The organism is Clostridium chromiireducens (assembly GCF_003575225.1).
Taxonomy (GTDB): Bacteria; Bacillota; Clostridia; order Clostridiales; family Clostridiaceae; genus Clostridium; species Clostridium chromiireducens.
Window position 1 is genome coordinate 601,191 of record NZ_QXDJ01000003.1, and the last position, 25,743, is coordinate 626,933.

General features: G+C 32.1%; 44 protein-coding genes. 2 read left to right on the forward strand and 42 right to left on the reverse strand.

All coding sequences use genetic code 11. The features are described 5' to 3' along the window. The 41 genes from D2A34_RS14250 to D2A34_RS14435 form a co-directional block, all read right to left on the reverse strand. Nucleotides 1-438: a hypothetical protein gene (locus D2A34_RS14250; protein ID WP_119367074.1), complete on the reverse strand. Its 438-nt coding sequence runs from the start codon at nucleotides 436-438 to the stop codon at nucleotides 1-3. Nucleotides 439-441: 3 nt separating this feature from the next. After that, nucleotides 442-654: a DUF362 domain-containing protein gene (locus D2A34_RS14255; protein WP_119367075.1), complete on the reverse strand. Its 213-nt coding sequence runs from the start codon at nucleotides 652-654 to the stop codon at nucleotides 442-444. A 12-nt stretch (nucleotides 655-666) separates the two neighbouring features. Next, complete coding sequence (locus D2A34_RS14260) at nucleotides 667-2,055, reverse strand: phage tail sheath C-terminal domain-containing protein (RefSeq protein ID WP_119367076.1); 1,389 nt, start codon at nucleotides 2,053-2,055, stop codon at nucleotides 667-669. Between the two features lie 5 nt (nucleotides 2,056-2,060). Beyond that, nucleotides 2,061-2,540, reverse strand: coding sequence for a histidine kinase (locus D2A34_RS14265; RefSeq protein ID WP_119367077.1), 480 nt, complete (start codon nucleotides 2,538-2,540; stop codon nucleotides 2,061-2,063). Then, on the reverse strand, nucleotides 2,527-3,174 hold the full coding sequence (locus D2A34_RS14270) for a phage virion morphogenesis protein (protein WP_119367078.1): 648 nt from the start codon (nucleotides 3,172-3,174) through the stop codon (nucleotides 2,527-2,529). The genes D2A34_RS14265 and D2A34_RS14270 overlap by 14 nt, the downstream gene beginning before the upstream one ends. Beyond that, on the reverse strand, nucleotides 3,168-3,596 hold the full coding sequence (locus tag D2A34_RS14275; protein ID WP_182629387.1) for a phage protein Gp36 family protein: 429 nt from the start codon (nucleotides 3,594-3,596) through the stop codon (nucleotides 3,168-3,170). The genes D2A34_RS14270 and D2A34_RS14275 overlap by 7 nt, the downstream gene beginning before the upstream one ends. An 11-nt stretch (nucleotides 3,597-3,607) precedes the next feature. Beyond that, complete coding sequence (locus D2A34_RS14280) at nucleotides 3,608-4,615, reverse strand: major capsid protein (protein WP_119367080.1); 1,008 nt, start codon at nucleotides 4,613-4,615, stop codon at nucleotides 3,608-3,610. Nucleotides 4,616-4,632: 17 nt separating this feature from the next. Next, nucleotides 4,633-5,175: a hypothetical protein gene (locus D2A34_RS14285; RefSeq protein WP_119367081.1), complete on the reverse strand. Its 543-nt coding sequence runs from the start codon at nucleotides 5,173-5,175 to the stop codon at nucleotides 4,633-4,635. 19 nt (nucleotides 5,176-5,194) lie between these two features. Further along, entirely contained in the window at nucleotides 5,195-6,232 is a 1,038-nt protein-coding gene (locus D2A34_RS14290) for a hypothetical protein (protein ID WP_182629388.1), read from the reverse strand. 221 nt (nucleotides 6,233-6,453) lie between these two features. Further along, complete coding sequence (locus D2A34_RS14295) at nucleotides 6,454-7,275, reverse strand: minor capsid protein (protein ID WP_119367082.1); 822 nt, start codon at nucleotides 7,273-7,275, stop codon at nucleotides 6,454-6,456. Next, entirely contained in the window at nucleotides 7,268-8,548 is a 1,281-nt protein-coding gene (locus D2A34_RS14300; RefSeq protein WP_119367083.1) for a phage portal protein family protein, read from the reverse strand. Before D2A34_RS14300 ends, D2A34_RS14295 begins: the two co-directional genes overlap by 8 nt. Before the next feature lie 12 nt (nucleotides 8,549-8,560). Then, the gene (locus D2A34_RS14305; RefSeq protein ID WP_182629389.1) at nucleotides 8,561-10,222 is read right to left on the reverse strand and encodes a phage terminase large subunit family protein; all 1,662 of its coding nucleotides are present in this window, start codon (nucleotides 10,220-10,222) and stop codon (nucleotides 8,561-8,563) included. 24 nt (nucleotides 10,223-10,246) lie between these two features. Continuing rightward, a complete protein-coding gene (locus tag D2A34_RS14310; RefSeq protein WP_119367085.1) occupies nucleotides 10,247-10,519 on the reverse strand; it encodes a hypothetical protein in 273 nt (90 codons plus the stop codon). 119 nt (nucleotides 10,520-10,638) lie between these two features. After that, the gene (loaP, locus tag D2A34_RS14315; RefSeq protein ID WP_182629390.1) at nucleotides 10,639-11,160 is read right to left on the reverse strand and encodes an antiterminator LoaP; all 522 of its coding nucleotides are present in this window, start codon (nucleotides 11,158-11,160) and stop codon (nucleotides 10,639-10,641) included. Continuing rightward, a complete protein-coding gene (locus D2A34_RS14320) occupies nucleotides 11,153-11,713 on the reverse strand; it encodes a DUF3486 family protein (protein ID WP_119367087.1) in 561 nt (186 codons plus the stop codon). Before D2A34_RS14320 ends, loaP begins: the two co-directional genes overlap by 8 nt. Beyond that, on the reverse strand, nucleotides 11,713-12,021 hold the full coding sequence (locus tag D2A34_RS14325; protein WP_243128343.1) for a hypothetical protein: 309 nt from the start codon (nucleotides 12,019-12,021) through the stop codon (nucleotides 11,713-11,715). Before D2A34_RS14325 ends, D2A34_RS14320 begins: the two co-directional genes overlap by 1 nt. Continuing rightward, on the reverse strand, nucleotides 12,022-12,318 hold the full coding sequence (locus D2A34_RS14330; protein ID WP_119367088.1) for a hypothetical protein: 297 nt from the start codon (nucleotides 12,316-12,318) through the stop codon (nucleotides 12,022-12,024). It lies immediately after the preceding gene. A gap of 119 nt (nucleotides 12,319-12,437) precedes the next feature. Further along, nucleotides 12,438-12,749 carry a Mor transcription activator family protein gene (locus tag D2A34_RS14335; RefSeq protein ID WP_243128344.1) on the reverse strand — a complete coding sequence of 104 codons (312 nt, stop codon included), beginning with the start codon at nucleotides 12,747-12,749 and terminating at the stop codon, nucleotides 12,438-12,440. Between the two features lie 102 nt (nucleotides 12,750-12,851). Continuing rightward, the gene (locus D2A34_RS14340; protein WP_119367089.1) at nucleotides 12,852-13,097 is read right to left on the reverse strand and encodes a hypothetical protein; all 246 of its coding nucleotides are present in this window, start codon (nucleotides 13,095-13,097) and stop codon (nucleotides 12,852-12,854) included. A 32-nt stretch (nucleotides 13,098-13,129) separates the two neighbouring features. Then, a complete protein-coding gene (locus D2A34_RS14345) occupies nucleotides 13,130-13,348 on the reverse strand; it encodes a hypothetical protein (protein WP_119367090.1) in 219 nt (72 codons plus the stop codon). A 20-nt stretch (nucleotides 13,349-13,368) separates the two neighbouring features. Continuing rightward, nucleotides 13,369-13,554 (reverse strand): hypothetical protein, encoded by a 186-nt coding sequence (locus D2A34_RS14350; RefSeq protein WP_119367091.1) that lies wholly within the window; start codon nucleotides 13,552-13,554, stop codon nucleotides 13,369-13,371. Between the two features lie 48 nt (nucleotides 13,555-13,602). Further along, entirely contained in the window at nucleotides 13,603-14,028 is a 426-nt protein-coding gene (locus D2A34_RS14355) for a hypothetical protein (protein WP_119367092.1), read from the reverse strand. A 23-nt stretch (nucleotides 14,029-14,051) separates the two neighbouring features. Next, a complete protein-coding gene (locus D2A34_RS14360) occupies nucleotides 14,052-14,336 on the reverse strand; it encodes a hypothetical protein (protein ID WP_119367093.1) in 285 nt (94 codons plus the stop codon). After that, a complete protein-coding gene (locus D2A34_RS14365; RefSeq protein WP_243128345.1) occupies nucleotides 14,326-14,550 on the reverse strand; it encodes a hypothetical protein in 225 nt (74 codons plus the stop codon). Before D2A34_RS14365 ends, D2A34_RS14360 begins: the two co-directional genes overlap by 11 nt. Further along, nucleotides 14,543-14,785: a hypothetical protein gene (locus D2A34_RS14370; protein WP_119367095.1), complete on the reverse strand. Its 243-nt coding sequence runs from the start codon at nucleotides 14,783-14,785 to the stop codon at nucleotides 14,543-14,545. Before D2A34_RS14370 ends, D2A34_RS14365 begins: the two co-directional genes overlap by 8 nt. Further along, a complete protein-coding gene (locus tag D2A34_RS14375) occupies nucleotides 14,770-15,144 on the reverse strand; it encodes a hypothetical protein (protein ID WP_119367096.1) in 375 nt (124 codons plus the stop codon). The genes D2A34_RS14370 and D2A34_RS14375 overlap by 16 nt, the downstream gene beginning before the upstream one ends. Continuing rightward, on the reverse strand, nucleotides 15,134-15,892 hold the full coding sequence (locus D2A34_RS27255) for a hypothetical protein (RefSeq protein WP_243128346.1): 759 nt from the start codon (nucleotides 15,890-15,892) through the stop codon (nucleotides 15,134-15,136). Before D2A34_RS27255 ends, D2A34_RS14375 begins: the two co-directional genes overlap by 11 nt. Next, nucleotides 15,885-16,049 (reverse strand): hypothetical protein, encoded by a 165-nt coding sequence (locus tag D2A34_RS26780; RefSeq protein ID WP_182629391.1) that lies wholly within the window; start codon nucleotides 16,047-16,049, stop codon nucleotides 15,885-15,887. The genes D2A34_RS27255 and D2A34_RS26780 overlap by 8 nt, the downstream gene beginning before the upstream one ends. A 68-nt stretch (nucleotides 16,050-16,117) precedes the next feature. Then, nucleotides 16,118-16,534, reverse strand: coding sequence for a regulatory protein GemA (locus tag D2A34_RS14385; protein WP_182629392.1), 417 nt, complete (start codon nucleotides 16,532-16,534; stop codon nucleotides 16,118-16,120). Beyond that, nucleotides 16,527-17,189 carry a hypothetical protein gene (locus D2A34_RS14390; RefSeq protein WP_119367098.1) on the reverse strand — a complete coding sequence of 221 codons (663 nt, stop codon included), beginning with the start codon at nucleotides 17,187-17,189 and terminating at the stop codon, nucleotides 16,527-16,529. Before D2A34_RS14390 ends, D2A34_RS14385 begins: the two co-directional genes overlap by 8 nt. Next, nucleotides 17,182-17,424, reverse strand: a complete 243-nt coding sequence (locus D2A34_RS14395) for an AbrB/MazE/SpoVT family DNA-binding domain-containing protein (RefSeq protein WP_119367099.1) — start codon at nucleotides 17,422-17,424, stop codon at nucleotides 17,182-17,184. Before D2A34_RS14395 ends, D2A34_RS14390 begins: the two co-directional genes overlap by 8 nt. 71 nt (nucleotides 17,425-17,495) lie before the next feature. Continuing rightward, nucleotides 17,496-17,645, reverse strand: coding sequence for a hypothetical protein (locus tag D2A34_RS26785; RefSeq protein ID WP_182629393.1), 150 nt, complete (start codon nucleotides 17,643-17,645; stop codon nucleotides 17,496-17,498). Nucleotides 17,646-17,667: 22 nt separating this feature from the next. Beyond that, entirely contained in the window at nucleotides 17,668-18,051 is a 384-nt protein-coding gene (locus tag D2A34_RS14400; RefSeq protein ID WP_119367100.1) for a hypothetical protein, read from the reverse strand. Beyond that, complete coding sequence (locus D2A34_RS14405; protein ID WP_119367101.1) at nucleotides 18,035-18,220, reverse strand: aspartyl-phosphate phosphatase Spo0E family protein; 186 nt, start codon at nucleotides 18,218-18,220, stop codon at nucleotides 18,035-18,037. The genes D2A34_RS14400 and D2A34_RS14405 overlap by 17 nt, the downstream gene beginning before the upstream one ends. A 72-nt stretch (nucleotides 18,221-18,292) precedes the next feature. Then, on the reverse strand, nucleotides 18,293-19,267 hold the full coding sequence (locus D2A34_RS14410; RefSeq protein WP_119367102.1) for an AAA family ATPase: 975 nt from the start codon (nucleotides 19,265-19,267) through the stop codon (nucleotides 18,293-18,295). Nucleotides 19,268-19,278: 11 nt separating this feature from the next. Beyond that, complete coding sequence (locus D2A34_RS14415; RefSeq protein WP_119367103.1) at nucleotides 19,279-21,375, reverse strand: Mu transposase C-terminal domain-containing protein; 2,097 nt, start codon at nucleotides 21,373-21,375, stop codon at nucleotides 19,279-19,281. Nucleotides 21,376-21,429: 54 nt separating this feature from the next. Further along, nucleotides 21,430-21,687, reverse strand: coding sequence for a hypothetical protein (locus D2A34_RS14420; RefSeq protein WP_119367104.1), 258 nt, complete (start codon nucleotides 21,685-21,687; stop codon nucleotides 21,430-21,432). A 12-nt stretch (nucleotides 21,688-21,699) separates the two neighbouring features. Continuing rightward, the gene (locus D2A34_RS14425) at nucleotides 21,700-22,056 is read right to left on the reverse strand and encodes a hypothetical protein (protein WP_119367105.1); all 357 of its coding nucleotides are present in this window, start codon (nucleotides 22,054-22,056) and stop codon (nucleotides 21,700-21,702) included. 1 nt (nucleotide 22,057) lies between these two features. Beyond that, nucleotides 22,058-22,288, reverse strand: coding sequence for a helix-turn-helix domain-containing protein (locus tag D2A34_RS14430; protein ID WP_119367106.1), 231 nt, complete (start codon nucleotides 22,286-22,288; stop codon nucleotides 22,058-22,060). Nucleotides 22,289-22,304: 16 nt separating this feature from the next. Further along, nucleotides 22,305-22,460, reverse strand: coding sequence for a DUF6906 family protein (locus tag D2A34_RS26790; RefSeq protein WP_182629394.1), 156 nt, complete (start codon nucleotides 22,458-22,460; stop codon nucleotides 22,305-22,307). A 410-nt stretch (nucleotides 22,461-22,870) separates the two neighbouring features. Continuing rightward, nucleotides 22,871-23,089 carry a hypothetical protein gene (locus D2A34_RS14435; protein ID WP_119367107.1) on the reverse strand — a complete coding sequence of 73 codons (219 nt, stop codon included), beginning with the start codon at nucleotides 23,087-23,089 and terminating at the stop codon, nucleotides 22,871-22,873. Nucleotides 23,090-23,280: 191 nt separating this feature from the next. Between D2A34_RS14435 and D2A34_RS14440 the strand changes: the two genes are divergently transcribed. Further along, nucleotides 23,281-23,709 carry a helix-turn-helix domain-containing protein gene (locus tag D2A34_RS14440; RefSeq protein WP_119367108.1) on the forward strand — a complete coding sequence of 143 codons (429 nt, stop codon included), beginning with the start codon at nucleotides 23,281-23,283 and terminating at the stop codon, nucleotides 23,707-23,709. Between the two features lie 54 nt (nucleotides 23,710-23,763). Continuing rightward, the gene (locus D2A34_RS14445; RefSeq protein WP_119367109.1) at nucleotides 23,764-24,297 is read left to right on the forward strand and encodes a hypothetical protein; all 534 of its coding nucleotides are present in this window, start codon (nucleotides 23,764-23,766) and stop codon (nucleotides 24,295-24,297) included. A 365-nt stretch (nucleotides 24,298-24,662) separates the two neighbouring features. Here D2A34_RS14445 and D2A34_RS14450 read toward each other — a convergent pair whose 3' ends face one another. Continuing rightward, nucleotides 24,663-25,742 carry an efflux RND transporter periplasmic adaptor subunit gene (locus tag D2A34_RS14450; RefSeq protein ID WP_119367110.1) on the reverse strand — a complete coding sequence of 360 codons (1,080 nt, stop codon included), beginning with the start codon at nucleotides 25,740-25,742 and terminating at the stop codon, nucleotides 24,663-24,665. Between the last annotated feature and the right edge of the window lies 1 nt (nucleotide 25,743).

The following is a 25,743-nucleotide window of genomic DNA, read 5'->3' on the forward strand; positions in this document are numbered from 1 at the left end:
TTAAACCTCCTCTAATCCTTCCGCTTTAAAACTAAAATCATTTTTTACAACATCTTTACCTTTTGACATACTGACTGAAAGTTCTGGAATAACAACATTTAATAATTTATACTTACCAACAAGTCCTAGATTAGGAGCGTTTATATTGGCTGTAATCGTAAATCTTGGACTTGCTGGAATGCTTCCACCACGTTTTAATGTAGCCGTACCAAAGCAAGATTTTACAATACCAAGGTTTATCATTCCTCGTTTAAGCTTTCCTTCAATTTTTATTTCTCCATCAAGTATAGCTGCAATTCTTTCACCAAGCTCCAAATATTCTTCAGTACCATTTTTAATAGAGAATTCCAATTCTTGAAATTCTCCAGCAAGTTCTGGCCCCGATGAACCAGTTACAAGTGTTGAAACATTAAATCCTTGAATAGGTCTATCCGCCATTAACTATTCCTCCTTTTTATGCTGTTTATTTTCTACCTTTTCTGTTGTATCTTGTTCATTGATAATAATTCCAATAGGGCAAGCCTTAGCACAAACTCCGCATTGGATACATTCATCCTTATTTATTACTGCTTTTTTATCAAATTTAATAGCATTGGTAGGGCATACGTTCTTGCATGCACCACAGTTTGGACAATTATCTTTAACTACAAACATATATTTTCACCTCTAATCACCTAAATATCTTTCAATATGATGATCTACATAATCAGCTGCAAATACTGGTCTAACCTTAATTTTAGTTTTAAGCATTCTAGCAGCCATTGTTTCTGGAGTATTTATAGTATCATCACAAACAGTTGCCTTAAAGTCATAGATTTTCTCATCATCTTTTCTTATTTGAAGAGCTGCATCAATTTGTTCTGCAACTGCCTGCATTATTTTTTTAGTTATATTTTTAGACTTAACCCACCTTGTAGATTGATATATCTCCATTTCAATTTCATCAAATTCTCGCCTTATGTTTGTTTGATTTGAACTTGAATCAGAAGAAAGAGTAACACCATTCATAATTCTAAAACCTGAATCCGGAAGAATTGGAGATATTCTAGCTTTTGTTAAGGTCTTCACATCACCGCCACTTAATTCTATTTCTTGAGATACTATCCCATTTACAACTTTATTTGATGGTGATTCATGAGCTCCTCCAGTTGCAAGGACTCCAGCATAAAAACCATCTGGTGCAATGAATTGTCCAGGTATATCCGTAAATTCATTCCAAGGGTAAGTTAAAATCCCTCTTGCTGTATCCAAATTAGCTGTAAGCTCACAAACTTTATCTACATCAAGTCCTTTAGTTGGGTTTAATACGGATATTCTTAATCCATCTCTAACTATTGCATTCATGCAGTGCGTAACTAAAGCATTTCTTATAATATCTGAAGATTGTTGAGCACATAAAATTATGTTTGCATTTACTGTCTCCATTAATTTGAGACCTGTTCTTTTTCCGTTTACAATTGAACCAATATAATCTGCATCGGTAGTGCTGGCACCATCATTTCCAGATGTTAAAGGTACTGCTGAAATATTTTTAGGAATCGCAGCAGCTCCTGAAACTAATGAAATAATTACGTAATCTGAACTTACAGTTCCTATATTACTTAAAGTAAGATTATCAAAGGTTTCTGTCTTTCCTCCGTATATTACAATAAGTTTAAATGTATTATTTGCAGTTCCATTTGCAACTGCAACAAGAATATCATTTCCCCAGGTTCCTTCATTTGCTGCTGTAACTATAATAGAATCTTTGTCGCTGCTATCTTTTAAAGTAATTGATGCAGCCTTAACAGTAGAGCCTCCAATTCTTATAACTACAAAATTCTTAGCACCTTGAGCCATAGCTGGTAATATTGATTTACAGCCAGTTAGTCCTGCTTTATCATTACCAAATGTTTTTACAAGACTATCAAGTGAAGTTATAGTTTTCTTTTCATTTAATGGGCCTTTTTCAAAAGTACCAACCACACCAATAACATCAGAAGTTACAAGCGTTACTGATGGGGTACTCTCATCTTCGATTACCTCAATACGTGGTTCAATATAATCAACTGACAATAAAATCACATCCCTTCTAAATCTATTTCAATTTCATCACAATTAAAGTTTATATCATCTGCATTCTCTTCTCTTTCAGAATAGAATGTAACTCGATATTCTATCATAGCAGCATGCCAAATTAAAGTATCAGAACTATCAGCATAAATAAACTCAACTTCTTTGATTTCTCCTGAAGAAATCGCACCTGAAAGAGTGACATCCTTATTGAGTATATTTCTCATAAGGTCTGATAGTTCCCTTATTTTCTTTTCGCCTTCTTCAGGATCTGCTTCCTGAGTATAGACATAAATTACTATAAATGCCTCCGCCTCATCAGTTTTATTATCATAAACTTCATATTTCACCTTTTGGCAGCCAACACTTATATTTGTTCCAATATCCGGTAGAATACCATTTATTTTTCTATAATTGCACACTTCGCTTAATCTTGTATCTGATTTAAAAGTATCAATTATTTTATCAAGAACATCACTTACTACCATTCTCTAAACTCTCCTTATAATAATCTTTTACAGCGGAGACAATCTGCCTATTTTCTTTATCCGTGATTACAAGATAAGGTCTTGCTGGCATAGTAACACTTTTTACTTTTATCACTTTACCACCACCAACTGGTATACATAAGCAACCACCATTCTTAGGCTTTATTACTCCACCGAATTGATGAATCCTAGCATAAATAAGGCTAGAACCTACTGCAACAGAATCATTATTTGCTACAAAAGTGATACTCTGTTTTAATCTACCCGAATTTTGAAGAATTTTATTTGATGAAGCGTTATCAAATATAGAAGTTTTATTTTTCCCTAGAGCCTTGGAACTTCGTTTATTTTCTCCAAATAACGAGTTATACATAAGCTGCTTTCCTCTTTTTGTACTTGTGAAATTATCATAGGCTCTATTACCGTAGGCTTCATTTGTAAAATCTTTTCTTTGCTGCCATTTGTCTGGCCTACCTTCCACCTCAAAGTTTTCAGTTACACCGCCAACCATTATCTGACCTATTTGTCTAAAAACAGGTCTTAAGTTTTGCCCCCTTGAAGCCATATTACTTAGCACATTAATTACTGGATTTAGCCCTTTAGTTTCAATCTTAACTTCAATTTGTTTTACCATTTTGTGAGAGCCTCCTCCATGTCACTTCTTTTTCTTGTTTTTTTCATGCACGGTGTTTGAATGTTTTCAGGTCTGTTAATTGTAATAACTCCTTGATATCTATCAAGTAAGCCATTCATGACAATGTTTTTAAGATCTGACTCAGCTCTTTTAAAATACACATCAGCAAGGGGCGTTTGTTCTTTGCTTCTTGCTAAGTCTGCATAATATTTATCAATAATAAAAGAAGCTGCAAAGTCAGAAGCAACGCTTATAATAAGCGGTGGAGTAGGGGATGGCAGCGGCAAGATATATCTTGTAGCTAGCACTGCATCAATTCTTGCCTCTGCCTTAACAATAAACTTTTGAACTTCTTCTGGGCTTATTTGGTTTGTCCCAATTTTATTACAAAGACTTCTTACATCATCCTCCGTAATATACATATTCATCACCCTTAGCCAACATTTGCAGATACTACCCAGTTAGGATGATAAAGTCTTGGAAGTCCATATATACCAACTGTAATATCTACAAAAGGATTCTTTGATTGTTCTGACTTATCATCAACAATAGAAAACTTTCCTGGTTGTGGTTTGTCAAGTCCACCATTGTGAAGGCTTATTGTAGTACCAAAATCCATCATATCTTCGCCTGATTGTCCTTGCCCTACAAGTAAGAATTTCTTGTCAGGTATAAATGAGTTAAATTCTCCTTTCACATCTACATACCCTTCATCATAAATAACAAAGTCAATTTCAGGATAGAAAAGTTTCATAGCTTGTGAAATATTAGTTGCTGATAAAAATGATGAATAATTTGTGTTTTTTAAAAGTTCTTTTATTCCTTCATTAGCTGCTAAGTATCCAGCCACTTTATAATTAAAATAGGCTTTAGTTGCTTTTGCTCCTGTACCTCTAAATAGTAAAATATAATCATTTAAATCCTGAAGAATATCTGCAGTTGGATCACTCCACTTTTTCGTTGGTACTGGCATATTTTTATTTGGTATATCATATGCCGCAGTATATTTAACACCATTTTCGTTAATTTCAACCTTACCATTAACAAGTGGCTGCCATGTAAGCCATTCAATTCTTGTCTCAAGCCTATCATCAAGCTGCATTGATTTTTCAATAACTAACATTCTTCCAGCTCTTTCATTGTAACTTCCAGCTGCTCTTGCATATAAAAGTTCTTTTTCATCAACTCTCTTGGTTTCTTTCCAATAACCAGTTCCAACTTTCTTAGTTTTCATCCCAGAAAGCTTTGTAAGTTTTGGATCTGCACCAAGATTATGAGCAGGAGTCATACCTGCTGAAGCTTCGATAACATCAAACTCAATTTCTGCTGAGTAAACCTCTCTTATAGGACAAAAGCTCCTCCCTATAAATCTTGTAGGGTCGATAGCTCTATTTCTAACAACATGTGTAATTTCCTTAGTACTAGGAAACATCATAGGCATAATTCATCATCCTTTCTTTATACAATCAATATATTATTTACGACTCTTGCATTTAAATCTTTTATAGATAAACTATCAATTCCAGTAACAATATCTGTATCAAAAATTCCTTCAATATAGACATTTGCTTGAATCTCACTACCATCATCACTAATAGGTTCTGCTAAAACTCCAACAGCCTTTTCAGATCCATCTTTAACAAATAAAAAAGACCCTGTTGCATGTGCAGCAGTAAGCCCTGTAGTTACTGTAACAGTTTTTGTAGCGGTATTTATATCAGTTACAGCTCCAAGGTTTTCAAGGGCTGAACCATCAACTTTCATGATATAAACGGAATCACCTTTATTTACTGGTATGCTATCAAGTACGAGTTGTGTAGCACTAGCTGCTGCATCTGCTGTTAAAGCAGCTCTTCTTACTCTTTCTCCATACCCATCACTTTTTATTCCTACAATAGCTCCACACTCAATGTCACCACAATTTTGAAAAGTTAGTGGAATCTTAACGCATTCCCTTGCAATATAGCGAGGGTCGTTGTCAACATAAATAACTTCGCTCATTTAGTTCTCCTCCTTCAAATTAAAGAATATATTTTCCATCTTCAGTTATTTTACCGCCAAGAGCTTTTATATCTTCATCTGCAAGTTTTTTATAATCATCTTCTTCACCAGATTTTTGTGAATGTTGAGAACCAAACTGATCATACTTAACTCTTGAAGCTTCTGGAAGACTTGAAAGCATTTCATACACCATATCAGAAAGTTTCTTTTCAGTGTTATCTGCAAGTTTTATAGTGTTTGAAGTTGGCATTGCAAGAAGTATTTCCTTAGCTTTATCACATAAAACTGGAGGTATACCCTTAATCTTAAGCTCTGATAGCTTCATTTCTACTTCTTTTTCTTCATTATTCTTTTTTATTACTTCATTGTCACTTAACAAATTGGTGTTTGTTTTTTCAATATCAGCAAGTTTCTGCTTCATAGTTTCAAATTCTGCTAAAAACTTAGCATTTACATCTTCATTCTTTGGAGGTTCTCCCTCCTTATTAGGTTCAGTATGTGGCTCATCTGAAAGTTTCATTTTAGTAGTCATTGCAGTAAAAAACTCTGATAACTTTTTTAAAAATTCATCCATTTTATTTTCCTCTCTTTCTTCAAAATCAAGATAAAATTCATTATTGTTTATATCTGATAACACTACATTTTCAGGAAGGTGTGTTAAAAAAGGTTCATTCGTTAAGGCTATAGCAGAAAGCACAGTCCCAACATTTTTTCCTGTTGTTTTTTCATGATAGTTGTCATCATACTCTGCCGAAGCAAATCTGTATTTTTTAGATTTTATTAAATTCTCTACATTTTCATCACAAGGTTCACATAAAGCATAAAGTACATTTCCTTCCTGAACTATATCCTTTATCCATGCTTTAGCTTCAGCATCTCCAAAAGTAGTAGCTGCACTTTTATCATGACCAATCCTTATAAAAGGAGGTCTACCAAGCACATTCCCTTTAAAGTTATCTGCAAACTGTTTAAGTTTACTTGGAGTACCTTTTATAGTTCCATACTTTGGATGTTTCCATTCCCCAAGTCTAAAAAAAGGAATCTTTAAAAGTCCCATTTACCCTTCACCTCCTTTACCATATAATAATTTATATAATAAGCAATTTTTTCATCAAATTATGATTTTAAAATTACTTAGCGTATGGACAAGCATTTTTATACCGTTATAACGCGTCATAACGCACTTTTAAGCAAAAATATATTTAATTAGGTATATTTCTTCGAGTTAATACAAAAAATCCTTAAAAAGGCTCTTATGCGATTACTTTTAAAAATTAATTATGCAACTCTCCAACCAGGTGGTAATGGAGCAGCCATAGACCAATCCATTTGCTTCTCAGAAGGCTTTTCGAAGTAAGGTTTTAAAATACTTCTACATCTTCCATGTAGTGGAGGAGTATTCATTGCAAGTTCTGCTGAATCAGTTCTCATAATAAGTCCATGCCTTGATCTGCATTGTTCGCTTGTTCTTCCATCCATTACAGCTGAAAACTGTATATATTCCACTCCATCATCATAAAACGAAGTAATTCTTCCCTTATTATAATAATAGGTACTTTCTGTAATACTAATAAGTTCAGCTCTATCCATTGAAGATTCAATTGTACTTGCTATTTGCTTTTCAACTTCAAGTTCACCTGCACCCTTAATCTTTTCTCTCATAATATTTTTAACAGCTTCAATAACATCATCTGTTACATTACCTGAAAGCACTAGTTGTCTTCTTTTTATAGCTTCGATAGCTTTTTCAGGATATAGCCAAAAATTTATACTCATTTCACCTGGAAGTGGTTCAGCTAGTTTTAGTGGCTCAAGCTTTTTAAAATCTTTAACAGGTCTACCAGCCGCTATAACTTCATATTTTGCATGAAGCCTTCCCATATTGAAACAATTAAAGCCATGCTGTTCAAATATTCTAGCGAAAGTTTTAGCATAGCTTTTTTTAATTTTATTAAATTCATCTTCCATAGCTGCAACACTTAAAGGCTTATACTTTGATGCAAACTTCATAAGCTTATTTATATTTTTGCCATATTCTTTGAGAAATCGTATATCTTCATTGTCTAATTCTTTTTTGAATTTACTATCCAACTCATTCATTTGTATCACCTATATTACCTTTATACCTTTTGTAATCATTAAGTGCATTGTTCATGGCTTCAATATCTGCTGCAGTATCTTTCTTTATTTCTTTTGGTGGCATATCAAGAGACGATCTCATATAATCAAGATCAGCCTGATCCTCTGCATCTAGCGTTCCGATATCCACTGCATCCTTAAATATCTTCATTAATGTTTCTTTATTATCATCAGATATTTTTTTCTGAGGAAACTTTCCATAGTTGTCCTGTGGCCCAAAATTAAATTCAATAAGCCTTCGTATAAGCTGTTCAATCAAAACCTCTGTTAGATCCTGATAAATACTATCCAGAATCGTATCAAATGTTTGAAAGTGTTTTTCTCCTAATGAATAAGACCCTGATGAACCTTCATCAGAAATAAGTGACGGAATCAGAAGTCCTCTATAAATCATTTTATTTATATAAGTAAGTGCAGAAATAAAAGCTTCTCCAACTCCTGTCCCCCCATTAGTAAGTGTTTTAACATCAGCTTTGTTTTCTCCAGAATTAGTCATTGCAATAGCTTCTTGGCTTTGTAAATCTGCCAAAATTCTAAGCACATAATCAAGCTGCTGAACCTTTTCACCTGGTTTATCAGGATCATTTATTTGCCCTTCAGGTACCATTGCAACTACAAGTGGAGTTCCAAACTTATCAAGAGCTCTTGCCATCATCTTAAGAATTGGGTCTTTAAGAAGCCAATTTTTATATACTCTTCTAAATGCACTTTTACCATACAAATTCCCAAACCTTGAGTTATAAGTATAAATTATGCACTTATTTGTTGGTATATCAACATGAGACCCTGTAATTAAATACTGCTTAACTCCCATATCAAGAAGTCTTCCTTTATCATCAACATTAAAATAAAGACCAAAGGGATGATATGTACTTAAGCTGTCTAATACAGTTTTTCCGCTTTCCATAGCATAATTAATTTCAGTAATAGAAAAGCCTGCCCATATTGCAGAAAGTATCTCCTCACAAGCAAGATAAATACTTCCCTTCATCCTTTCAAATTGATTATTTATAAAATCTTTTATCTCAGGATTTTCATGATCATATTCTCCAAGTTTAATAAGTACTCCCAAAGTTAAAAATTCTAATCCTTGGGATACAGTTTCATCACTATCAAGCATTTTTTCATAATCTATAATTTTAAGAGCATCTGGATTAACAATAGCATTATCAAAAATTTTAAAAGTAGTATTAAGTTGAGAACCTATCTGTCCCATAATTCTAATATCATCCAACGACAATCCCTCCTAAAACCTATCAAATATTTCTTTAAGTTTGCTCATAACCTTGCCACCTTTAAAATTCTCATCAAAATAATATTTTTTATATTCCTTACTTCCAAGAATTGCAGATGCAACTTCATCATAGTTAGCAGCATGAGCAAAGTGATCAGCCTTAGCTCCTTCAAGATATGTGTAAAACTGATTACCTTTTTTATCAAATTGTTTAACCTTACATGGAGCCATTACCTGTTCAATATATCCATCCCTGCCATCATCTCTTATATCTCTTGGAAGAATTATTTCTCTGCTTCTAAATCTATCAAAAGTATAATCAAGAGATAATGTTCTATTAATATTAACAGTAAGCTCTGAATGCTTTCCTTCTCCAATAACATAATAATCAGAATCTTTCATATTAGGATAATAAGCTAGATATACCCTTCCCTTAAATCTAAGTGCAAAATCTCTTGCACTCTTATATTCAGGATTCGCATCAACCACAGCTACAGAAATGTCATATTTCTTCATTAAAGTGTCTAGTTCTCCAAATTCATCTACTGTATCAGCTCTCAAAACTTTCTTTTTATTTCCAAAGAATCTTGATATTTGATAGTTAATCTTTCTTCCAATATCCACACCCATAGTACAACCTCCTTCATCAGGAGAGTATAATGTAGAATAATCGCCCATGCACGCAAAAACTTCATCACGATTAAGACTTCCACCTTTTGGAGTATAAGGCAACCCTAGTTTTGATTTATAAAACTCCTCTTCATTCTTTGGATTTTTCTGAAAATCTATGAGAAACTTTACAGATATCGCTGAAGAATATAATTGTGATATATGGTAACTGTGTACATCCCTATCTCTAAAAGTCGGAACCCATTCACCCCTTTGTGTATGATCAATAGGTTTTCTGCATTTTCTGCATAGCCTATGTTCAATAGATATATCTGGATTAATGTTATCTTCCCATGTTAAAGCCTGCCACTCTCCACAATGTTCACATTTTATAAAATAGTATCTTTGATCACCAGCTAAAAATGCTGAATGTATTCCATACTCAGGATATGTAGGAGTAGAAAGTGATCTAATCCATTTATATGGTGAGTGGTCGATACGTGACTTTGCAAGGGGAATATTATCTTGAACCATCTCATCATATTCATCAAGTACAATAAGGTCTCCATCCACAGATTTAAGCTGCCTTGCATTTTGTGAACCTCTTAAATACATAAAATGATTTCCAATCTTTTTAATAGATACCTTATCAGCTGCATCCTTCTTTCTTCCTTTTCTCATATCGGAACTAATTTCACCTTTACCAACAATAGAATCAAGAAAGTCAGAATAATCAATTACTGGATTAAATCTTCCCTGAACAAACTCACCAATATGAGTAGATGTAGGGAATAGGTATACAACATTTCCTTTTGTAATAGCAAAATGAGTAGCAAGTCCAAGCATTATTTCAGAAATCCCCATTTGACCTGATTTCATAACAACTATTTCATTTGCAGTATCTTTAAGGATTCCTTCTTGATACCAGTGTCCATCTAATGAATATTGCATCCTATCAATTTTACCTTTAACAGACCAATTATCATTCAGGAACTTAAGTGGATCTTCAGGTACTTTATAAATACTGCTACCGTCATTTTCAACAAGTTCACCTACCAGTCCCAATGTATCCACCTCCATAATAAAATCTTAGTTATCATTATTTTTTAAATACTCATATATATCTTGTATATTTTCTCCAAAGGCATAGCCTATTATTTTTATTTCATTAAAAGTTTTTAAGGTTAAATCCTCATTATATGCTCTTTTGTAATATACTAATTTATTATCAAAATTTTCTCTTTCATTTATGATTAATTCTGATTTTTTAAAACCTTTCATTTGAATTAATACACCTATAAATTTTTGATTAGTTTCTTTTGCCACCTTAAAACAATTTTCTAATTTACTTAAATTTATCATGTCTTAATTACCTCCTTCAAAATGGCGTGCTTCGCCATCCACAGTTTTTTAATTAAACTGCAGCTAAAAGTTCTATGTCCCCAGAAGTTTTTGCCACCGCCGAAACAGGTTTGCAAAACTTAAGGTTCTTTTAGATCAACACAAAATTCAATTTCTTTTGGTTTATCATAAAGATAAAATTTAACTTTAACTCTTCCTTTACGTTTGTCCACCTTTGTGATAAATCTTTCCATACCACACAATGCACCTGATATAATTTTAATTTTGTTATTTTTCATTACAGCTTTTGAAATCTCTATAGTATCATTATTTCCTGCAAATTGAAGTATTCTTTCCATTTCATAATCTGGAACAGGATAGGGAACACCACCTACATCATTTTTGCCAAGAATTCTAATTACATTAGGAGTATTTTTTATACCATAATAAACATCTGTATTAAGCTCTCCATATATAAACACATAGCCTGGATATAAAAGTCTTAAAACTCTCTGCCATTTACTGAAATCTGCATTCTTTTTTCTTTCCATCATTTCTCTTTTAAATACTCTGACTTCGATTTCTGGTATATCTCTTTTTAAAACTTTTTCAACATCATCCTCACATCCGGTATTTACATGGAGCACATACCATTTATCCATTTCCATCACTCTCCATTTTTCTTGATACCGAATCTGCAAGCTCACACATTTTTTTAAAGAGCTCTGGCTGCTGTCTAAGTTCTATTTTTAATTCTTCTTTTAATTTACTTAATGCATCTCCAACTCCACGCTTATATTCAAGTTTAAATTTTTCTTTATATACAGCACTTCTTTGAAGTTGAACAATAAGTCTGCCAGCTTTATCAAGTGGCATATTTTCAAATTCTTCTTCAGCAGTAGCTAGTCTTTTCATAAGTGCATCAATCAATATTGTTGTTGCTGCTTCTGATGCATCTAAGTCTCTGTTTTCTTTTACAGTTTCAACTAAAAGTTTTGTAGTTTCACAAGCTTCTTTCAGCCTTTGTGTAGCTTTATTCTGTCTTAATGCATATCGTCCTATACTCGACTTACTTATTGGATATCCTTTTTTAGTTATTTCTTCAGCAATTTCTGTATACGTAAAATTAATATCAAGAAGCATTTCATCCAAAGCCTTTTTAATTTCTTCTGGAAGTTCGTTAACCCTTGACTTAACTCTGCTTTTTTTACTCATTACATATCAACTCCAGCATCATTAACCGTACCTTCAATAAGATCAACACCTTTGGCAGTAAGTTCTACCAAATCGCCATCTTCAATTTCGGTTATTTTGGCTTCTGTAATCCTTATATATTCCTTATCAGCTAAATAATGCAGTACTGTAGCAGTCTCGGCTGAAACTGTTATTCCTCTTGTAAGTAATGCACTTTTTATAGTGCCTACATCAACCGCTGTAGGATAAAAAAGGGAAAGTGTTCTAAGTACCTGACCACGAAGTCTTTTATTTTTCATAACCTGTACAGGTGTAATTCTTCCATCCAATTAGCCTTCACTTCCTTTCTTGCACATGGTGTAATAAATTTTATCAAGCTTTTCATCTAAAATGTCAAAGCGTTTATCTACTGTAGTTATAGACCTTACAAAATCTTCTTTCATAACATATTTATCAGCAACCTTTTCTTTAAAATCCTCTAGATCTTCTTGTACCTTGGTAATTTCACATTTATTTTGTAAATACTTATCTTCAAATCCTTTTTTAACATCTTTAAGAAAATAAGCAATAATAGCTAATACCACTGTAAGGACTAACTGATATATCCATTGAACTGAACCTTCCACATTTGCCACCCCACTTTCATAAAAAAATCAATAAAAAAATACCAGTAAGGAGGTTTCCCTCTATACTGGTATTTTAAGCCTTTTCATAAAACTTAGAAATTTGCAAACTTCCAAGAGATTCATATGTTATCAAACAAATTAATTTGTCCATCTATAACTGGTGTAACTCCATCACATATGTTTCTAACGGTTCTCTCACATACATTATACTTGATGGCTAGATCCTGATAATTATATCCGTTGAATTCTTTCTTTATCTTTTCATTTCTTAGATTTCTAAATATGCTGTCGTACTTTGGTATATATATTGTTGTACCACCAAGTTTTTCAGCCATTTTGCAAAAGTTATCCATGCCTATTATTTTAGCATAATATCCATATGGCTCAGGAAGCATATCTGGAGTCATAGAATCTTTATTTAAATTATCCAAAGTACCACCCTCTATTCTAATCTATTTTAACAAAAAATTAAATGGTAAAATTTATATTGCACCTATTTTGCCATTAAACATGAAACTTTATGTGATAAAGTTTTAATCTTCATCATCCTCTTTCGTAGTAGATTTTGGATTATAAAACATAAGTTTCAGTGTAGCAGCTGAAGCAAATTTAAAAGCCTGTTCACTTGAATATCCCTTTTCTTTCATTGCTAGAAATACTGTTTGATGATAACCAGCAAACTCTGTAACTTGACTCCTAAGATCCTCCATTCCTTCTTTAAATTCTTGCTGTGCTAATAATTTGTTTACATTCTTTAATATTTTCTTTTCTTCACTCATTCTGATGCTCCTTTCTGATTTTAATATTAATTTTAATCTTTTTCAAATCCTATTAGATCTGATACTCCTAAGTTTCCATCATCGCAACTGCATATATCAGTCTCAGTTAAAATAAATCCTCCCCATTCCTCTGGTAACGGAATTTTATTGAGTATAGAATTTAAAGCGTATAATCCATCCGGTACCTGTGTATTTTTATTTAACTTTCCACATCTCCTGCATTTATAGACTAGACGTCCTTTTTCTATCATTTTTACACTCCTTAGTTTTATTAAAAAACTATGCCAAACATTAACTTATGTATAGCAATAAAATATGCCTTTGTATGATTAATTTGATTTTTTAAAATTTTTAATCTAGGTCTGTTTAATACTGCAAACATGAAACCAAATTTACTAAATTTAACTGTGAATCCCTTTCTGTTTTCTATCAATTTAATTTCTACATATCTATTCATCAATATCCTCCACTCACACATATTACGTAATAACATTAGTGTTATGCATTAACTCCATTCAATTGTATCTCCATTTTCTACACAATCTTTAAAAATATTTTTTAAATCAGAAAACATTGCACAATCTGACCTCCCTGCATATCCATAGCAGATATTATCATCATAATCCTTTATCTTTTCATAAATCTGTTTTGCTTGGTCTTGGTCAATAGAACCTTCGCAATCTGATTGATAACAAAAGTTTGCAATTTCAACAGTTACTATATTTTCTTTGATTAATTCATTAGTTTTTGCATCATATTTCTTGAAATATTCTTCTATTTCAGTTCCAAAAAGAAACATTGTATTTTCTAATTTAGCATAATGTTTTCCAAACTCTACATGAGAAAGTTGAGCAACCTTAGTTCTAAATCTGTTAAACCCTCCATATCCCATATCTGCACTAAAATTATTAGATTCTATTGTAACTCCCATTAATATTCCTCCTTTTTTCTGCATTAACCAAATACTATAATTCCTTTAGATGTTCTTATGCAGCCTGTTAGCCATCCAAAAGAATCTTTTTCTCCTGCAAATACATTAAATCCATGTTCTTTTAAATAGCTTATACTCTCATAGTTTGGTTTGCCCTCTGAAGTTATAAGAACTTCATCTGCCAATCTTACAGCTTCTTTAACTAATTCCTGTGGTTCTCCGTTAGTTAGATATTGCTTTGCTTTGATATAATCAACTTTTTCTATAGCTCCTAAAACATTCAATAAGTTTTCTATTTTACTTTGCATTATCTACATTCACTTCCATCCAAGCCAATATTGTTACCATTGAATTTATTGCTGTATCAAAATGTTTTCCTAACTCTGCTGCATCAATTTCACCTTGTTTTCTATCTTTTCCATTTCCGATTCTAGCTTGTTTCTGCAAAATAGGCTTTAAACTTTCTAATCCTGGTATCGCTTCTTCTAAATCCTCTTTACTTATTTTTAATACTTTAAACATTGTTATCATCCTTTTTCTTCTCTTTGTATTTTTTATATTCACTATCTGACATAATTTCTATATCTATTTTCTTAATATCTTTTCTCTGATAAACTATCCCATCTCCGAAATTAATACTTGGATTTTTACTTGTCCAAGCAAGAAATTCACCTATTTTTTTCATTTCTTTTGGTGCTACAATTATTTCCTCACTAGAAACCAGATCATTATTACAAATTCCTATTTTATACCACATTTATTTGTCCTCCCACTTTTTTTCTTTCTACGCTTAGGCTTAGGATTAAACTTATTTTCTAATCTTTTCATCATAGCATCATATTTTTTATCTACTTCAGCTTTTGCTTTTTCCTCTAGTTTTTTAAAAAACTCCTCTTTGGTAATATCACCTTTACTATAGTCGTCATACCATATCATACTTTCAAATAAACTTGTAACTTTCCTTGCAAAAGGCTTATTAATATATTTCTTTCCTTCAGCTAAACCACTTAATTCTCCTTTAAATTCTGCATAAGCTTGGAGACATGTAGCATATCCAAATTCATTAACTCTATCAAGTATTCCTTTGGCCCATTCTTTTTCTTGTTTAGGTGTCATAGTTCTCACCCCTTACTTTTATTCCTTTTCTTAATGAACACATAGTACATGCCGATTTCATATTAGGATTTTTTAATATTTTTCTCGCAAGTTCAGATTCCCAGCACTCTTTTCCGCATGATGGACAATATACAAGCTTCCAATCTTTATGCTCTGGATCAGGAATATTACTTTTCAAGGGAAGGCAAATATATCCGTTATCTTGATTCCAAGGACTTATACTTATTGCCTCACTAACTGCTATATGCTCACGTATAAATTGAACATTTCCTTTATCTAACACAATTATTTCATCTTCGCTGCGTCTCAAAAATAGTGCTGTAATATCTCTTTTTTTGATTTTATATTCTTTAATTGAATCAGCACCTCTTTCTTTCGCAAATCTGAAGGCAGTTTCCTTATTTAAAGTATAAGAAATCCAATCACTTTCATTTTTTCTATGTGCTCTATAAGCAGTCACAAACCATCCTAATTGGTCATATGCTTTAACCTCTGAAGGTTTCATTAATGATTTCTTTTTACCTGGTCTATCTGATCCAAACAATGACTTCCATAAGTTTAAATCTGAATATCCGGAATAACTTACCCATAAAGTTGATAGAAAGAACCAATATCCATAGTTAGTTAATCCTTCAGACTTTTCAGCAAAATACTTAATAGCTTCTGGTGTTCCTTCAAGCTCTAAAAGCTTTTTTGCAACTGCTGCATCATAAACATTCCATTTAAAATTGTTTGATATATCATACATTTTTTAACCACCTGCATCTTCTTTCAATCTTATAATGATTTTCAATTATGTGTCCCATAACATCATTGTAATTCTTTTTTTGCTTTTCCTTTTTGGCTTGTTTTTTCTTATTCTGATATTCTATACAAAGTGAAACAAATTCAGCTTTACTAAGCATTTTAATTAACTCCTTTTAAAAAAAATCCCGGCAACCTTTATATCAATGCTGCCAGGTAATATTATTTTTTAGTTTTGAGCTGCTACTTTTCTTTCTTCTCTAGCAATAACCTTCTTAAGTGCTTCTATAAGATTTGAAGCTTTATCAAAAGTTAGCCATTTTTCATTATCAGTCTTGCAGTATTTTCTCATAAAGCCTTTAAGCCGCTTTGGATTATCACTCCATCCCAGTTCACGTTCTAAAGCATGTATTTTATAAATTTGGTCATCTGTAGCCATATTACTTCTATATGGTTGCTTTCTAACACCAGTTTTTTTATATTCAAGTTCATCAATTACTTGATTTGCTTCATAAGATGTAAGCTCTGAGATATGTTCACGTCCTACTATGTTAAATATAAACGTATGGAGGAGATCATTGTCCAATTGAAGCTCCTTTGCACTAGCATATATTTTTTTTATTTGACCACTACTAAGCTTATTCATTTTCATCATCTACCTTATATTCAATTCCTATTTTAATACCTTCATCTACAATAACAGCCTTTTTTAAGTTATCCAAAGCTTCCATGAACTCTTCAGTTCCTTCTTGATATCCTGAAACCTTTAGAAAATGACTTACTTTTTCCCAGGCATTTGCTTCGCTTATAAAATAAGCCCAATGCTCTGCATCCTCTGAGCTTAATCCAATGCTTATTAAAAATGCTTTGTCTTTTTCCCATACCCCTTTTAGTTTTTTCCTTGCAAGTTTTTTATTATCATCACTTGTAGGAATCTGATCAATAACATCAGCTACTTTCTGCTCAACATAATCACCTAAACAAATAGGAGCCAGCATCTTTTTAAATGCATCTGTCATTTTGTAGTCTTTTTCTTCTTTTATAAAATCAGCAAGCACATTTTCAGGAACCATTTGTTTTAAATACTGTATACTTATTAATTTAACTGATTCAGTACTTGTGGCTATAGCACAATTACTATCATTTCCCCAAAATTTAACTTGCTTTGTCTTTGAGTTTTCTAATTTAGATACAGCTTCTTTCTGTATATCTGCTTTATATTTATTAATCTCTTTCTTACCATCGTCAACTAACTTATCCCATTCAGCGTATTTATCAACTATTTCACCTATATTACTCATGGATTAATCCTCCAATCTCCTTTATACATTTGCTGCAAATTCTCTTGTTTTTATATACAACAACCTCCTTATCACTTTCACAAAATAAACATTTTGGTACATAAGGTTTTACAATAATATTTCCTCTGTCCACAACTAGATCCACCGCAGATCCTGAATCAATTCCTAAATCTCTCCTCAATTCTGCTGGAATAGTAATTCCACCTGATTTTCCTATTTTCTTAAACTTACCCATTAATATTTACCTCACTTTCTTTTATATCTCGTGCAGCAGGTGCTACACGAGATATTCTTAGAGAATATATTTTAAGCTATCTTTTCAGTATAGCTATATTCAGCTGTGCCATCATTGCATTGAAAGCAAATTCCAAATTCATCATGTAAAGTTATAATTTCTGAAATTGGCAAATTACTAAAAAATTCTTTGTCTTTTCCAGTGAGCTTACGCATTTCCATATACATCCCACCTCTCAATCAATTACATCAATTCTTCCTTAACATAAACCTTTATATAGTAATTGTACTCACCCATTACTGGCATGAGCCTAATCCAATAATTACAATTACCGTATGATACAAACCTGTCTGTTTCATGTTCATATCCTTCAGCTCCACAAACTTTTACAACTTTATCAAATGTATTTAAAAGCCTAAATTCAATATCATTTACTACTTTTTGAACCTCAATTATAGCTTTCATATGAAATTTATTTAGAAATATTTTTATTAAACTAGATGTATCCCATTTATTTGCTAGGTATCCATCATTAAAGTCTACCTTCATAGTGCCAATTCTTAGCTCTTCCTTCACTGCAAAGCTAAATTCATCAGCAGTACAAAGTTTCTCAATAACAACTTCCATATCTAACGCTCCTTAGATTATTTTTCATACTTACTTGTCCACATTTTGAAGGCATAATCTTTGCAATAATTTTATCAAGCTCCTGTGATTTTCTAATGGTTTTATCATCCTGAAGACCATATTTATCGATACATTCATATAATTCGTTTCTAACCTTCTCTTCATTCATACACTGTGTCTCCTTTTCATATTGGAGGGAAAATATCCCTCCCTTTGTTTTTGCCATAATATATGAAATTTTCTAATAAAGCATTTTATAATTTTTTGCATTTCTTACGATACTTCCGGTAATAACTTCGCCTTTTGTTTCTTGTAAGCAAAGTTCCAATATTTCTGTAAAGTTTCCCATACCTCCATGCTTATAGTCAATTGCAAGTGCTACAAGCAAGTTTTCAGCTTCTTTATTAATGTTGTACTGGCTTAATATCTCTCGAACTTCCTTTTCCTTTATACCTTCAAGCCTAATCTTATAAATTCTTCTATAGAGCTGTGATAAGTTTTCCTTAAAATTGCCACCATGTGTTAAATAATCTTCTAACACCTCAGTTCCTACAAATAAAATCGGTATTTTGGTGTTATCCCATATTTTTCTCAAGGTATCAAACTTTGATACATCCCATTTCTTTAAGTATTCTGATTCATCAATTATGAACATTATTTCTCTTCCATCATATTCATCAATTATTTGTTTAACCAATTTGTAGGCTGATCCTCTTTTCAGTGCAATTCCCAAATTTTCAGCTATAATTTCCATCAAATCCTTTTCCCTCATTCCTTGAAAAGCTTCGATATAAACTACATTCTCAATACTTCCTGCATATTCTCTTATAATTGTTGTTTTACCACTTCCGGGATAGCCTATCATACATCCCATTTTTCTTCTATTTCTTATATCCTCAATAAATCCTAAAGCCTTTTTAAATTCAATTGTAGGGAATATTTCTATATCTCTTTTAAACTCTCTAGCATCATCATCTTCAGGTATTTCATAATACTTATATAAGAATTTTTTGATTGCTGCTATAACATCTGAATTAGCTCTATGTTGATTTACAAGTGTTGATACATAAGACCTGCTTACATTTAGCTGCTTTGAAATCTCTTCAAATGTTATTCCTTCATTTTCCCTAAGTTTTTTAAGTTCCTCGCCAATTTCTTCAATAGTCATACTGTTAAAATTCTTATTTTCATTAAGTTTTCTTGCTACTGCTTCCATCTAAAAACCTCCTATTTGTTCATTACTTTCTTTAAAATCTCTTCTCCAGTTCTAAGGAATTTTTGATCTACAATTCCAGCTTCATCTGCAGCTTTTTTCTTATTGCCTTCAATAGCTTCCTCATAGGCTTTCATAGCCTTTTCATGCTCAATACTTGTTACATTACCTTTATCCTTTTCAGAAATATCTCCAGTAAGAATATTGGATTTTGATTTTTTAAGCTCTTTAGGAGCTGGCTTTCCTGTAAGTTGTGCTATTTTTGCCTTAACTTCTCTTTCCTGTCTTCTTTGACCAGCTATATGTTCAGCAACCTTGTCTTCATCTTCTCTTACCATTTTTAAATTTTCTTTTACATTAGCGGCACATATGAACTTACCTTCATGAATAACAATGATTGTATCTTTATTTTCACGATTATATCTAATTTTTACCTTTTTATTTATAAGATGACGGTCTGCAAGTTCTTTATTCCAGTAAAGTTTATTATCAAAGGTAATGCCTTGAGTGGTAATAGTCCTTTCTGTAAATTCCATTTTAAGAATGCTAAGAACTGCCCAGCTTGGCTTATCATACCTTGCTTTTTCACCTTCTGTATAAATATCAATAGGTTTTCTGCCCCCATATCCACTATGAGGTATATTATGATATTCATTTAAAACCTTTATAAACCAATCCCTAAGCTCTTCCATCGTTAAAATTTTATCTTCTTTTACAAGTTTTTTAAGTTCCTTGTCATATCCTTCTGGTCTTTCTTTTGGATTATTTCCACACCATCCGGGAAGCTCCCTGACATAATTTCCTGCAAAAGTACCGAACCATCTTTCTATTGGTTTGGCCCATCCATGATATGCCTGTGCATGAGTATTTTCTATACCAAGTTCTTTTAATATTCCATCAGTTTCAATATTAAAAGGCATTCCTTTTCCATAAGATTTTTCAACTATATTTCCACCTTCAAAAGCGTGTGACCTGTAATCTTTTCCGTTATCTGTGTAAACCATAGCTGGCAAACCGTAGAAAGGAAAATCTTTCTTCTCACATACCCCGTAGGAGAAAGCCTCCGCAATTGTCTGACTGTTTGGATTAGTATTTAAACACCATCCAACCATGCAGCCAGATGCTGCATCATACCAAGCTGTAAGCCACGGCTTAACTATCTTGCCATCTTTATCTTTTATAAATACATCTAATACGTGATGATCACCAAACCAGACCTCATTAATAATATGTGGTTTTTCCCTGGTGGCTTTATGCATATACTTAGCTTCCCAAGCTTTCCTTCCTTTAAAAACATAATGCAGGACTTCTTCAGGAATCTCATTTTTGAAAATCCTGCTTAAAGTTGCAATACTCCGTGATATCTTAAGTCCATTTTTATTTTTCATATCACATTCAGCAAATTCCAAGCCGTCTTCCTGTGCATGTTTCCTTGCTTCTGAACCCTCTCTAAATATGCAATTATCACACGCTTTCTGTCCCTCAATGCTCTCAGCATATTCAAGTACTCTTTTAAAACATACAGTTTCTCTTCTTTTAATTGATTTATCAAGCCTCATTTGAAAAAGCATTATTTTGGCAGCTTGACATGTACTTGAGGTCTTTCCCTTATTACTTCTATCAATTTTTTTCATTAGTGCTTTAGCTCCAAACTCTTTAAAGCCTTTAACCCATCTGTCAAGATTACGTTTTGAAACTCCATTGTTTTTAGCAAGTTCTCCCCATAAATATGTTTTATTTCCCTTTGCTGTAAGTTCTATCTCCAATGCTCTCTGAACCAGTTCATACTTATCAATAAATTCTTTCATTCCTTCATCACCAAACTTTTCCTTATATGCTGCCATATCAATATCAATAGTTATTTCTTCTTCCATTGATGTAGCGGAAATTTCATCATTCTGAAAATTTTTGCACTTTTCAAGAAATTTAAGTTGTGCATCCATCGGAAGGGAAGATACAAGAATTTGAAGTTTTAATCCTCCTCTACCTGCCCCTGCATCCTGTATGCTTTTTGATATATATTTGCTTTCTGTAGCTTTTCTTCTAATAGTTGAAACGTGTTCTCCTGTAAGTTCAGCTGCAACTTTTACATCAATGTAGCTCTCAATCATTCTTGGTGATCCTCCTTTCTTTTAAGCTCTTGAAAAATTCTCCATAATATGTTATTATGAAGTTGAATTTTTAGAAGAGCCTTTGGCTTCTTTCAAAATTTCTAATAAGGATTCGAGTTTCACATTACTCTTGAAAGATTCTTCAAGTATTGAAGATCTAACCCGTGCAAAGGTTGAGTATGAAGGAACTCGGATTCCTTTTTTATTGCAGCTTTCTATAGTTAGTTTGAACTGGTCTTTCTTTTTCAGTATTCTTCTTTCTTTGGAGTATACAAGAACCTCAGCAACTATTAATTTAAGTGCTTTATTCATAGCCAGCCTCCATTATCTAATTTTTTCAACATCACTTTCAGTTTCTGCATCCTGTAATTCCTTAAGCTTAATCTCCGCAGCACCTGTGTCTTTTGTAAGTACCATCCATAATTGTTCTACTGAAGCCACATCACAGCTTAATGCTATAATCTTTTTCTTAAATGCAGCAGTTTCTTTTTCTATTTCGCTTAGTAAAGCTTTTTTACGATTTTCTACTGCTACTGTTTCATTATTTAAAAAATCTAACCTATTCTTGTAAAATTGGATTTTGCTTTCCTTATCCATTTTTTCAACATCAATTTCAATGCTTGAAGCGGCATTTTTTACAATAGTCTCTATACTTCTAACAACTACATTATCAATGGTCATCTTATATCACCTCCTTTATTTGTCTGAGTTGTTTTTCTTCTTCATCAAGATTTAATTTTCGAGTAATTGCATCCTTGTACTTTGTACCAGAGCGTCTGCCTTGTAAAATATCTGTCAAATAATTTTCATTAACTCCAATTTCACTAGCAAGCTGCCTTTGTGTCATGTTAAGCTCTATAAGTCTTTTTTTAACCTTCACTCCAAAAATAGGTATAGTTTTATTCCTCCTCATAAATGTCAGCTCCTTCCTATGCCTTTTTAAAGTTCTTTATATTTCCTGATTCTTTATGAACCATTACAAATTCTTTACTGTTATCTTTAACAACAAGCCAGTTTTCTGGCTTAAACTTCTTGCTTTTAATGAAAATTTTTTGATTCCTGGTTGGTCTTTTGCCATGTTTCAAATTATCAGGCCTCCTTTATTGTGTAATATAATTAATTCTGGTTACCACCCAGTAATAGGTTATAATCTACAATAATTTTTTATGGTTGCTACCCACATATAAGCTATAAGTTCCAATATTTTATTGAGATAAACTCAATTATCAAAGCTGCTGATGCAGCTCTCATAATTAAGTACAGTTCTTCGCAATGACCATATCATGTATTATGGTGTGGCTCTCCTAAAAAGGATCTTCGCTCACTCTCGCTCCCTGTAAATAAAATTCATTAATTCTGTCAATAATAACTATATTAAATTTTCAAAGAACTATTTTTTGACACTTGGGAAACCCATAAAACCCGGTGCAGTTTTATATTTTTATGCTTATTTTAAGCTGCCAAACACATAGCCGCTTTAGCTCCAAAGTCTTTACTAAATAAGTTTTCTATATTTAGGATCTAAAGCTGTAAAAAATAAAATGTTTAAAGTATTTGTATCTGGCTTACAAGGAACTCTTTGATTTTTAAATCTTATATAAAGACCATTTTCATCTTGTCTAAGTACTTTAACATGGCTTTTAAAACTAATAACTATTTTTACTTTTTTACCAATTAATTCATTGATTTGATTTTGTTGTCTATCAGTCAGCATTGTTAAATTCCTCCTTGCAGCGATACATTGGTTTTTATGATATATATTTTTTTTCCATTAATTGTGATAAACTAATGATGTAAATTCTTATCATAATCAAATTATACGTGTCAATTGACACGTTGTCAATATATTATTTGTCATTTGACATTATTTTTATGTCAAATGACTATTTATAAGGAGGATATATTATGATTGATACTTTAGGAAAAAGAATAAAAATGTTAAGAGAAAATCTAGGAATTACAAAAGCTCAACTTATGAAAGAACTTAATATAAACAATTTAGGAAGGTTTGAAGCAGATGAAAGGACACCAGGTATAGATATAATTATTGCACTTTCAAAATATTTTAACGTGTCAATTGACTTTCTTGTTGTTGGAGAAGAAGCTAAACAAGAATTTTCAAACGAAGATTCCAAAGTTAAACATATTTTGGGAGACCTTTCAGATGAAGAAATACATTTTATTGATCTACTTAGACAAGTAGATGAAAAGGAGAAAAATAAAATAGAGGGAATGCTTGAGCTTAAAATTGCTGAGGCCCAAACTAACAAAAAAGGAATGTCATCTACTTATCTAAGTGGCGATGAAGCTGCTACTAAAGAGAATCTTGCTTAATTTTTTGTTTTTTTGACGTGTTTTCGTATCATTTTAAGAAAGGAAGTATAATGAATGTCTACTTTAAAAGATTATTTGGAAAAAAAGCAAAAATTGAAAGAAGAATCTGAAAGATATATAGACTATTCAATAGATGATGGTCTGCTAAAAGTCAAAAAGCTTGACTTTTGGGGAAAATATTTTCAATCACCATCTGGCATATATATTTTAGGGATTAATTCTGGATATCTTTACAACAAAAAATTTGAAAAAGGTAACTTTATCCTAATAAAAAATAATCAATTATTACTCAATGAAACTATGTTTAATCCATGCAATGCTGTAATTTCAGACAATGGAAACTTCGTAATTGATGATAACATTTATGAAATGCATTCAAAATTTAATAGTATACTACATTTTTTCTCTGAAAAAGGAAAACTTTCTAGTAAAAATTTCTATGCAAATTTCGAATCTATAGAACTATCACTCGATGGTAGGTACTGTATAGCAAAAACTCTAAATTGTACTTATGAACCTCAAAATCGTAAAATCATAACTTATGATCTAGAAAATAATAGGATACATTCAAAGCATAATTTATTCTGAAAACTACTTTTATTTATGCTCTTAGGGTCTGTAAGCATATATTTATTATAACCGTGATTTTTCAAAGGTTTCAGGCAATTTTCATCTATGCTCTTAGGGTGCTTTTAGGTACAAGCCTAAAAAGAGGGTTATTCACAGCATGTTAATAATGTGAATAACCCTCTTATTTGGCTTAAATTCAAAGTTTAACGAACTTTAATAACGCGTCATAACGAATAACGCTCAAAATTAAAATTTCTGAGAAAAGCTGCAAAAAATAAAAAAAATGTGAATTCTTTCGCCAAAATAAATGAAACTACTTTTCCCACCATAACCCCGGAAACCTTTTGTAATATCGGCATTTCCCGGGTGTTTCTTTTAGTAATTCATTTTAGACAAGTTATATGATAATCTACAATTGCATTACTCGGAAGTGCAGGTATATTATCTTTTTTATCATTTGTAAGCAATATTTTCACTACCATTCCTGATTTTAAATAAGAGTCATCCTTCGCAAGCTTCATTTTTACATTATATAATTGAGTTTTAGAATCAGCTGTTGGACTTATATTATCTATAACTCCTTCAAAATTCTTACCTTCAAAAGAATTAACTTTTACTTCCACTTTCTCTCCTACTGCTATACCAGATAAATCCTTATCCCTTATATTTATTTCACCAATAAAACTGCTGTTATCTGCTATAGTAATTACACTTTTTGAACTTGATACTATTTCTCCTGCATCAGCATCTCTTTCAGAAACAACTCCATCAATAGGTGATTTAACTACAGCATTGTCTAATTGAGCCTGTACCAAATCTACTGCACCCTGTGCCTGTTCCACCTGAGACTCAGCTACAGCTGCCGTCTGACTTCCAATTTTATTATTTAAAAGATTTAAGTTATCATTAGCAGAGTTAAGCTGCGTCTCAGCTGAATTAAGTTTAGATTGTGCATTATCTAAATCCTGCTTTGTAGAAGCTTCTGCCTCATATAGTATTTTTACCTTATCAAATGCACTTTTAGCATCATTATATGTATTTTGTGCTAAGCTTTGATTTGTCTTAGCCTGAATTAATTGCTGCTTAAACTCCGAATCACTTATGAGTGTTAAATTAGCTTGTGCTGAACTTAAGGCACCCTGTGCCTGCTTATATTGTGCCTGTAATTCAGCTGAATCTAATGTAAATAATACATCACCTTTTTTAACTTGTTGTCCTACTTCAACATTCATAGTTGCAATTCTACCAGATATTTTTGGAGCAACTATTACCTCACTATTTGCTTTTAATGTACTTCCATACTCTGTGTAATTTTCAATAGAAGCTGTACTAACAGCAACCGTTTTAACATTCTTAATATCATTTGTATTACTAGCACTTTTACCACATCCTGCAAGAACCATTGACGATGTTAAGATAATACTTGCTAATATTGTATATTTTCTAAGTTTAATACTTTTCATA

Excerpts from the sequence above, each read along its gene's own strand:
- D2A34_RS14250 (WP_119367074.1), bottom strand. The coding sequence starts at position 438 with ATGGCGGATAGACCTATTCAAGGATTTAATGTTTCAACACTTGTAACT.
- D2A34_RS14255 (WP_119367075.1), bottom strand. The coding sequence starts at position 654 with ATGTTTGTAGTTAAAGATAATTGTCCAAACTGTGGTGCATGCAAGAAC.
- D2A34_RS14265 (WP_119367077.1), bottom strand. The coding sequence starts at position 2,540 with ATGGTAGTAAGTGATGTTCTTGATAAAATAATTGATACTTTTAAATCA.
- D2A34_RS14270 (WP_119367078.1), bottom strand. The coding sequence starts at position 3,174 with ATGGTAAAACAAATTGAAGTTAAGATTGAAACTAAAGGGCTAAATCCA.
- D2A34_RS14275 (WP_182629387.1), bottom strand. The coding sequence starts at position 3,596 with ATGTATATTACGGAGGATGATGTAAGAAGTCTTTGTAATAAAATTGGG.
- D2A34_RS14280 (WP_119367080.1), bottom strand. The coding sequence starts at position 4,615 with ATGCCTATGATGTTTCCTAGTACTAAGGAAATTACACATGTTGTTAGA.
- D2A34_RS14285 (WP_119367081.1), bottom strand. The coding sequence starts at position 5,175 with ATGAGCGAAGTTATTTATGTTGACAACGACCCTCGCTATATTGCAAGG.
- D2A34_RS14290 (WP_182629388.1), bottom strand. The coding sequence starts at position 6,232 with ATGGGACTTTTAAAGATTCCTTTTTTTAGACTTGGGGAATGGAAACAT.
- D2A34_RS14295 (WP_119367082.1), bottom strand. The coding sequence starts at position 7,275 with ATGAATGAGTTGGATAGTAAATTCAAAAAAGAATTAGACAATGAAGAT.
- D2A34_RS14310 (WP_119367085.1), bottom strand. The coding sequence starts at position 10,519 with ATGATAAATTTAAGTAAATTAGAAAATTGTTTTAAGGTGGCAAAAGAA.
- loaP (WP_182629390.1), bottom strand. The coding sequence starts at position 11,160 with ATGGATAAATGGTATGTGCTCCATGTAAATACCGGATGTGAGGATGAT.
- D2A34_RS14320 (WP_119367087.1), bottom strand. The coding sequence starts at position 11,713 with ATGAGTAAAAAAAGCAGAGTTAAGTCAAGGGTTAACGAACTTCCAGAA.
- D2A34_RS14340 (WP_119367089.1), bottom strand. The coding sequence starts at position 13,097 with ATGAGTGAAGAAAAGAAAATATTAAAGAATGTAAACAAATTATTAGCA.
- D2A34_RS14345 (WP_119367090.1), bottom strand. The coding sequence starts at position 13,348 with ATGATAGAAAAAGGACGTCTAGTCTATAAATGCAGGAGATGTGGAAAG.
- D2A34_RS14350 (WP_119367091.1), bottom strand. The coding sequence starts at position 13,554 with ATGAATAGATATGTAGAAATTAAATTGATAGAAAACAGAAAGGGATTC.
- D2A34_RS14355 (WP_119367092.1), bottom strand. The coding sequence starts at position 14,028 with ATGGGAGTTACAATAGAATCTAATAATTTTAGTGCAGATATGGGATAT.
- D2A34_RS14360 (WP_119367093.1), bottom strand. The coding sequence starts at position 14,336 with ATGCAAAGTAAAATAGAAAACTTATTGAATGTTTTAGGAGCTATAGAA.
- D2A34_RS14365 (WP_243128345.1), bottom strand. The coding sequence starts at position 14,550 with ATGTTTAAAGTATTAAAAATAAGTAAAGAGGATTTAGAAGAAGCGATA.
- D2A34_RS14370 (WP_119367095.1), bottom strand. The coding sequence starts at position 14,785 with ATGTGGTATAAAATAGGAATTTGTAATAATGATCTGGTTTCTAGTGAG.
- D2A34_RS14375 (WP_119367096.1), bottom strand. The coding sequence starts at position 15,144 with ATGACACCTAAACAAGAAAAAGAATGGGCCAAAGGAATACTTGATAGA.
- D2A34_RS27255 (WP_243128346.1), bottom strand. The coding sequence starts at position 15,892 with ATGTATGATATATCAAACAATTTTAAATGGAATGTTTATGATGCAGCA.
- D2A34_RS26780 (WP_182629391.1), bottom strand. The coding sequence starts at position 16,049 with ATGCTTAGTAAAGCTGAATTTGTTTCACTTTGTATAGAATATCAGAAT.
- D2A34_RS14385 (WP_182629392.1), bottom strand. The coding sequence starts at position 16,534 with ATGAATAAGCTTAGTAGTGGTCAAATAAAAAAAATATATGCTAGTGCA.
- D2A34_RS14390 (WP_119367098.1), bottom strand. The coding sequence starts at position 17,189 with ATGAGTAATATAGGTGAAATAGTTGATAAATACGCTGAATGGGATAAG.
- D2A34_RS14395 (WP_119367099.1), bottom strand. The coding sequence starts at position 17,424 with ATGGGTAAGTTTAAGAAAATAGGAAAATCAGGTGGAATTACTATTCCA.
- D2A34_RS26785 (WP_182629393.1), bottom strand. The coding sequence starts at position 17,645 with ATGGAAATGCGTAAGCTCACTGGAAAAGACAAAGAATTTTTTAGTAAT.
- D2A34_RS14400 (WP_119367100.1), bottom strand. The coding sequence starts at position 18,051 with ATGGAAGTTGTTATTGAGAAACTTTGTACTGCTGATGAATTTAGCTTT.
- D2A34_RS14405 (WP_119367101.1), bottom strand. The coding sequence starts at position 18,220 with ATGAATGAAGAGAAGGTTAGAAACGAATTATATGAATGTATCGATAAA.
- D2A34_RS14410 (WP_119367102.1), bottom strand. The coding sequence starts at position 19,267 with ATGGAAGCAGTAGCAAGAAAACTTAATGAAAATAAGAATTTTAACAGT.
- D2A34_RS14415 (WP_119367103.1), bottom strand. The coding sequence starts at position 21,375 with ATGATTGAGAGCTACATTGATGTAAAAGTTGCAGCTGAACTTACAGGA.
- D2A34_RS14420 (WP_119367104.1), bottom strand. The coding sequence starts at position 21,687 with ATGAATAAAGCACTTAAATTAATAGTTGCTGAGGTTCTTGTATACTCC.
- D2A34_RS14425 (WP_119367105.1), bottom strand. The coding sequence starts at position 22,056 with ATGACCATTGATAATGTAGTTGTTAGAAGTATAGAGACTATTGTAAAA.
- D2A34_RS14430 (WP_119367106.1), bottom strand. The coding sequence starts at position 22,288 with ATGAGGAGGAATAAAACTATACCTATTTTTGGAGTGAAGGTTAAAAAA.
- D2A34_RS14435 (WP_119367107.1), bottom strand. The coding sequence starts at position 23,089 with ATGCTGACTGATAGACAACAAAATCAAATCAATGAATTAATTGGTAAA.
- D2A34_RS14440 (WP_119367108.1), top strand. The coding sequence starts at position 23,281 with ATGATTGATACTTTAGGAAAAAGAATAAAAATGTTAAGAGAAAATCTA.
- D2A34_RS14445 (WP_119367109.1), top strand. The coding sequence starts at position 23,764 with ATGTCTACTTTAAAAGATTATTTGGAAAAAAAGCAAAAATTGAAAGAA.
- D2A34_RS14450 (WP_119367110.1), bottom strand. The coding sequence starts at position 25,742 with ATGAAAAGTATTAAACTTAGAAAATATACAATATTAGCAAGTATTATC.